This window comes from Moorena sp. SIO3I6, from assembly GCF_010672095.1.
On the sequence record NZ_JAAHHU010000657.1, the window covers coordinates 1 to 2,512 of the forward strand.

At 43.9% G+C, this 2,512-nt stretch carries 1 protein-coding gene and 1 pseudogene; one reads left to right on the plus strand and one right to left on the minus strand.

The window, feature by feature from the left end; genetic code table 11:
• Nucleotides 1-290 precede the first annotated feature (290 nt).
• Nucleotides 291-1,729 (minus strand): annotated as a pseudogene (locus tag F6K49_RS53880) (IS1634 family transposase); the annotation flags it as partial.
• Between the two features lie 177 nt (nt 1,730-1,906).
• Between F6K49_RS53880 and egtC the strand changes: the two are divergent.
• Nucleotides 1,907-2,509, plus strand: a complete 603-nt coding sequence (gene egtC / locus F6K49_RS40990) for an ergothioneine biosynthesis protein EgtC (protein WP_293106752.1) — start codon at nt 1,907-1,909, stop codon at nt 2,507-2,509.
• Nucleotides 2,510-2,512: the final 3 nt, after the last annotated feature.

The window sequence follows — 2,512 nt, forward strand, 5'->3', positions numbered from 1 at the left end:
TATGGGGGAAACCACGGCAGTTGCTCATGGTTTGTTCGCGTTCGCCTTTGGCGTGGCCTACGGCCAAGCGTCGCCAAAGGCGATAGTTACCGTAAGATAGGGTCGCCTTGTCAGCCATGCAAAGCGCGAGTGTGGGAAACCCCCTGTTCCGAAGCTGCATCGCTATTAACAAATATTTAACCCTTTTCTGCATAACCTGCTAACTATAAAGGCGACCCTATCTAAGGTTTCGTCTCCGGGGGAACCCCCAAGACCGCACTGCCTCCCCAAGACCGCGCTGCATCGCTTGCTAAAGCCGCAACTCTTTTGCTTGAATTGAGAAACACAGTGGAAGTAAAAAACAATGGGTCTTTGAGAAACCGAAAACCACGTTCTGTAGATTGTTGTGACTTATATTCACGCAAAACCTCTTCGTCGCTAAGTAAGGCCTTTGGCCACGCTACGCGATCGGAGGCATCAAGAACATTGGTGGCAATAATAAACCGGCCAGCCCGTTCTGTTTCAATAGTAATTGCCGTTTCTTTGGGTATAATTTCAGCTTGAATCTGGTAGCTTAGGGTAGGTTTATAATCCTGGCGAGGTCTACCACGTCCTCGATATTGAGCATGTTCAATAACTTCAATATTTGCAAGTTGATGAAATGGCAACTGATTCTCAAGTAGTTTGGTGGCTGTGAGTGCATCTTTGGCACATGCAAATTTTTGTTGACACAATTTTCGCAGTTGCGATTGTGCCTGAGTACATTTTTTGGCTAGACGTTTTTCCAGTTTTTTTAAGTCTGATTGTTGACGGGCTTGACTTTCTATCCATGTGCCACCTTTGTCGCACACCGCCATAATTATTACAACATGGGGCAATACGATATCCTGGGATTGTACTTGGTACAAATGCATCAGTACTGATATTTTTTAACAGTTCTTTGGCAGCCGTTAGGGTACCAGGAAGTCGAGATACCAATCTTAAGGAGACCATCATCTGCAAATTTTCTTCAGTGTAAAGGGCTGCATCGGCCACAAATAAACCGTCTATTTGCCATTGTTTGTGGAAGTCAGCGATCAGTTTTCCAAACATGGCGCTCATCGACTTCATTTCCATCTGCAACTCTTAAATATAAGGGTATATCTCCATCTCCACTGCACATCAAATCGAGGATAAATTGTTTCAAATCTGGTCGGTGATCTCGCTTAATAACCATATGTAATTGTAATTAATCCTGATTCGGCTGATGCTTCATCGTCAGCATCTATCTCATAATCCCCATGTACGTGAAATGAACATGAATACATGTGGAAACTGTCCATCTTCACTCCAAATTTACCGGCTGCTGATAGTGCAACTCGGATGAAAATGTCCGTTAATCCAGCATCATATAGTAAGTCTTACGACTCTGCCCAAGCGGTCATCATTCAAGTGTTCTGGTTTTATTCCCTCTCCCAATAAATGTTCCGTTGCAATCCCTGTCTTGATGCAATAGCGAGTGGGGGAAACCCCCAAGACCGCGCTGCATCGCTTCAAAAAACTTATAAAATAGATAGAGTGGCGCGCTGACAAAGCCCTTACCGTTGATAATCATTGCTTTGACCACTTGACCTGCGCTAATTATTTCTTGGGGATGAGTTCCGAGCAGTTGGTTAATCTCCTCAACCAACCCCATTTCATCAACAATACCTGCCACTATGCCCAAGTGGTCGATATCTTGTACTTTGATTTGTGATCCTGAAACATTCATACTTCAAAAATACAACATTATGTGATCGCACCTGCGGAATGTGGGGTGCAACCCCAAGCCGGAGATTATTATGCAGGATGGATCACCAGTGATATTGTTGGCCCTTTTAAAGGGGAACCTGGTACCTGGGGTTGGTAGGAAAAAATAAAGTCAATACCAATTTTTGTATTTCAACATATGTGTCGATTACTGGCTTACCTCGGTTCTGCTATTCAACCGGATCAACTCATCTACGAACCCGAACACTCTCTCTGTATTCAAAGTTACAGACCCCGAGAAACCGTAACCACCTCTGTGAATGCTGATGGGGTAGGAATTGGTTGGTATCACTCCCAAAAAGAGACAGAACCCTTTATCTACAAAAACATCCTACCGATCTGGAGCGATATTAATTTACCTCACCTCAGTCGTTACATAGAATCTGAATGTTTCTTAGCCTATATCCGCAGTGCTACCCCCGGACAAGCCGCCAGTTTGAGTAACTGTCAACCTTTTAGCGATCGCAACTTCCTCTTCACCCACAATGGCTTCATCGAAAATTTCCGACCCACCTTATACCAACCGATCCGCAGTCATATTAGAGATGCACTCTATCAGAAAATTGAAGGCACTACCGATTCTGAACATATCTTCGCCTTGTTCCTCAACGAATTAGCTCGTGTTGATGGTAATTGGGAAAAAGCTTTACAGGGGACTTTAAACACACTCTTTAAGTTAGCCAAACCCTATGGAGTAAAGGTCTTAGCGAACATAGTTATTAGTTGCTTATTAGCGATGTGAGCG